Annotated in this window: 2 protein-coding genes; both read left to right on the forward strand. The window is 66.0% G+C overall.

The genetic code is table 11. The features are described from left to right. The first annotated feature begins 2865 nt into the window (after positions 1 to 2865). On the forward strand, positions 2866 to 3117 hold the full coding sequence (locus WAX14_RS05410) for a hypothetical protein (RefSeq protein WP_422627066.1): 252 nt from the start codon (positions 2866 to 2868) through the stop codon (positions 3115 to 3117). Between the two features lie 466 nt (positions 3118 to 3583). Beyond that, positions 3584 to 4537: a phosphatidylserine/phosphatidylglycerophosphate/cardiolipin synthase family protein gene (locus tag WAX14_RS05415; RefSeq protein ID WP_422627065.1), complete on the forward strand. Its 954-nt coding sequence runs from the start codon at positions 3584 to 3586 to the stop codon at positions 4535 to 4537. Positions 4538 to 4681 lie beyond the last annotated feature (144 nt).

Below are 4681 nucleotides of genomic sequence, written 5' to 3' on the forward strand. Positions count from 1 at the left end.
TTCTATAACACTGTTCGACGGAACTCTGCGGTCGGGATGCTCAGTCCCGACAGCTACGAGCGTTCACTTCGGGTGGAAGCCGCCTGAAGGATGTAACCCCCTTGTCCACCGTTCGGGGGGAACCTCACGAGTCGGGTCTGCCGACCACCAGCGGGCGGCACCGCCTCCGCCGGAAACCCCTCGACTCGGCCCCCGATCTTTCCGGCGGAAAGATGCCTGGATCTTTCCGGCGGAAAGATCCCAGCGCAGACAAGCGTCCTCGTGTCCTCCGAGAACGGTGCACATGCACCCGGCACTCTTTCCGTCAGAAACACACACCCCCGCTCGCAGCCTCCCCCAGTTCCACCCGCGCCGACGCTGCCCACATCACCGACACCACCTCCTCACCCGCCGCTCCATCGACACCTCGACGACCGCACCGGCGTCGACGCACGAGTTTCCGGCGGTGCCCCAGACTCGCATTCACGGAGCAGCCCCGACAGACCACCGGACGTGTGCACACGAGACCCCCAGCCACCGACCACCCCGCACACGCGCGGACCGCAGCCGGGTCGGGCACTCCGACAGGTCCAGGGGCGCAGTATCGTCCACGGCAGTAACCCCACAGACCCTGTCGGGCGACCCCTGGTTCACCGCGACCCCCCGCGTGGTGAACCCGGCCCCGCCGCCCCCGGTCCCCACCCGGCGGCGGGGCCTCCACCTCACCACGGCCCCGCCGCCGAACCGCAGGCTCCGAACGAGGAGCCCTCGACGTCGAGCAGAGGCCGGAGGTGCGCGCGCCGCTCCCTGGTGTGCGGTCCCCGGACACGAGCTGCGACCACGCGACGGCGGAAGAGCGCGTGCCAGGTCGAATATTGTTCACCGCCAACAGTAATCGTCCACCCACCCCTCAACGATCACAGAGTTCTCCTCAAAGTCCAGCCGGAGCTATTCGTAGACCACCCTTCCGGTTGGTGCGGCGCTGCGCGCAGCGCGGACCCTCGAAGACACCCTTGACGTGGATACGCGATCTGGCGACTGTGCTCACCGGTCGCCGGATACCGACCGACGAGACAGACACCTCCGCACGCGCCGCGGTGCCGCGGCGTGGTCGACGCGGCACGATCACCACACCCGCACCGGCAGGCCGTGGTCGAAAAAGAGACCTGCAGTCTTTCCGGCGGAAGACTCGGCGGATGCTGCCGCGATAAGTTCACCGCTGCACCCTCGATCAGGTGCCCGCGCACTCGAGTTCGCGGGGTGAGGCCGACGGAGGCGCTCACGGAGCACAGAACTCCGCTGTGCGGCACGATCTTCACCGGCAGGACGCGGGATCGCCGTCAGCAGCGCGAGCACGGCGCGTACCGCACTGCACCCCAGTTTCGAAGGGACCTCGCCCCGCGATCGACACCATCGCACCCATTCTGCGAACCTGTCAGCTGCACGGGCGCATGCCCGTGTGAGGCGACGGTGACTGTTCTCGCCGCCGTCCGCGACCCCGGTCAGGATCAACAGCAATCACAGCTGCTGCAGGGATGAGGCGGGCCACGTACGGTTCGATCAGACGGTGGACCTGGACGCATGCACGTGCCGCGGCCCGCTGGACGCGACACTACAGGGGACGCAGGGAACATGGGCGAAATACGTGAGTGTGCCGGCGGACGATGCACCTAGGGACACATACCATCACCTCGCCAGCACGCCGACCGGAATCCAAATATCCTCTCCAACTGGACTTTTCGATATGGGTTCATCGTGCACGGTGATCGTGCCCGCCGAATTGCGGATCCCTGGCGATGCGCTGATGCGCCCTGCTGTCCGTTCTTCGCCAGAGGTGGACCAGCGAGCGCATCTCGAAAACCGCCGGACCACACAGGCAGCGCGTCCGGCGGGCACACTCGACCCCGGAGGGTGACCGATTCCACTGCGGCGCTTGGGTTCTTACAGGTCGTCGGAGCTCCACCCTCACCAGCGATATTGCCCGAGAGTCCCGTTGACCCACCGGGCAACCTGTCTTACCGCGTACCCGAACGCCCACTGGACGTGATTGCGCTGCTGAGCGACTCCACCCGCTCAGGCACGCGCGAAGGCGTATCGACCGCCGCTTCCCGCCGGACAGAGATCAGCACTCACTTTTCACCGAGGGGAAGCGCCTCTCAGTGCTGTGCGCAACCCTGCGACGACATCACCCCAGCGCGAGGGCGCCGGCGACGACGTTGTTCTCCCCTCACTTCGGAGGTTGGGCTGCTCGACCAGCAGTCGCGGTCGAGCGGCTCCTGGCGAGCTGATCGCCGCGGCGCAGGCACGTTCACTGATCGTCCCTTCCGACACGTTCAGCGGTCCCTGTCACGAGGAGGAATGCACCGACGACTCGTAATCCGAGAACAACGCTCGGTGGATCGTCTCGGTCGTGTCAGATCCGGTGGCCGAACACTCTGCCGGCGTCGCGCCAGGAGCGCGTTGACGCGCATGTGGATCGAGGCGGCGGTCGTGTCCTCGGGTACTGCGATGGTCCATAGACAGAGTATGGCCTTCCGCTCCCTACATGATGCGCTTCCCCCCGCCGTGACACCCGCGGCCAGGACCGGGCACCGCCTGTAAAGGTAGTCTTGACAAGCATGAGTGTAAAGGTAAACTTGACAAGTGTGGATCACCGACTCAGCGCGTACACACAAGATCAGCGATGACGACATCACCCACGCGTTCGAGAACGCGATCCGCTACGTCGAATACGAGTACGACGGCGAGGAAAGGCTCCTCATCATCGGCACCGACACTGCAGGGCGACTTCTCGAACTGGTCGCCGTGCCCGCCGGCGAGCCGAACCGGATCATCCACGCAGACCGCCTTCGAGCGAAGTTCTACGACTACCTCCAGGTGATACACATGCAGACGATCAAACGCACCAACGCAGACCCCACAGGCCTCGACCACCTGGACCCGAACACCACCGAAGCCCGAGACGCGAAGAACCTGCGGCGTATCATCGCCGCCCGCAAGCACCTCGCCGACGCCGAATCCGAACTCCGCGCCGCCGTCGCCGCCGCCCGCGAAGACGGCGACTCCTGGGCGGCGATCGGCCTGGCACTCGACACCACCCGGCAAGCCGCCTACCAACGGTTCGGGACCACCAAGTAGGCCACAGCACACCAGTCCGGAACGTCTCGAGGGTTGTCGTTCCGGGTTGAAGTCCATCGCGGGCGAACCTCGAACCGGGCCAGAGCGCGGGTCGTGCATCAGGCGGGGCGTCCCATCGACGTGGTGTGGACCGAGGTGACCGAAGCACCTGTCTACGCCATCGACGCCGTCGCGTATGTCCTGCGTTGCCTCGATCTCACCTCGCCAACGACACCGCCGTCACCATCACCGATCGGGACGAAGAGTGGGACGACGCACTGCATGCACTCCCGAGCTCCCTCGATCTTCCTGGCGTGGACCTCGCCGCCGCGGTTGACGCCCTCACACAAGTCTGTGCCATCTCCGTCAGCGAGACGGGCGTTGAGCCACGACGTCGATCTCCTCGCACAGCGATCCGATCCACTTCGGCATCGGAGTTCACGATCGCTACGAGGCAACAGCACCACAACGCGCTACCGTGCCCACCATGGGTACCAGCTTCCACGCACCCCACCCCTGGCCGCACATCACCACCACTCTCCGAGGCCCAGGACCCCGACACGTCGCGATCGCCCACCTCGACCACACCGCACCCGACCTGCTCCCCCTGCGTGCCGGAGACGTACTGATCGTCAACGCCGCCCGGAACGCACTCCGCGCCCACGCCACCTCCCCCACCGCCCTCGCGCAGTTCGTCGAGAACGGGGTGCGGGTGCTGTCCACACCGAACCTGCACACCGGCGTCCTCGTCACCCCTGATCTGGCGATCCTCGGCCCTGTCAGTGCCTCACGCAGCTCCACCCTCGCGGACGAAGCCGCCCTTATCACCGACGACCCCGACACCATCGCCGCGGCCCGCCGCTTCATCGACAATCTCGACGACCTCACCGACATCGACCAGACATTTCTCGACAACGCCACCACCCTCTGGCAGATCGGACGGAGCATTCCCCTCCCGGGAATCGGCGCCCAACGACGCGCACAACCCGACTTCCTGCCCACCACGGTGACACGAATGTTCCTGCGGCACATCACCAACTACACCCCCAGCACCGACGAACAACAACAGTGGGCCGACATCACCACCCCCGGGTCCTCCACCGCAGGGCCGGTATCGGCCTATCCACTCGAATGGCTTCGCCTCGACACCCCCGACGACCGCGACCGCTTCCGCCGCGGGGATGTCCTGATCCAGATCACCGCCGACAACACCTGGATCCACCCACCAGCAGTCATACACTCGGACCCCATCCGGCTCCCGCACACCCGCCACGCGATCGCCTACCAGCTACGCGCCCGGGTCGATCTCGACCCACTACCGGTGCCGGACGCCGCCACGATGCTCGCCGACCTCGGACACCCCAACCCCAGGCTGCGCACCGACCACCGCATCATCTCCCCCACCCTGCGGGCCGCGTTCCTACGCCTGTGGAACCTCTGAACCGACCAGCATCAGTCAGAGTGCATCTGAAAACTCCGGGTCGAGGGTCAAGCAGAACGGGCAAGCCGACGTGACATCGTGGCGATCATCGCGACGTGGACCATCGCCTCATGATGATCGGGTCGGGTCTCGTAATCCCGGACA

Source organism: Rhodococcus sp. (in: high G+C Gram-positive bacteria), assembly GCF_049299235.1.
Classification (GTDB): domain Bacteria; phylum Actinomycetota; class Actinomycetes; order Mycobacteriales; family Mycobacteriaceae; genus Rhodococcus.

Bases quoted from the DNA above. Each gene is read 5' to 3' on its own strand.
- WAX14_RS05410 (WP_422627066.1), top strand. From the start codon at position 2,866: ATGCAGACGATCAAACGCACCAACGCAGACCCCACAGGCCTCGACCAC.
- WAX14_RS05415 (WP_422627065.1), top strand. From the start codon at position 3,584: ATGGGTACCAGCTTCCACGCACCCCACCCCTGGCCGCACATCACCACC.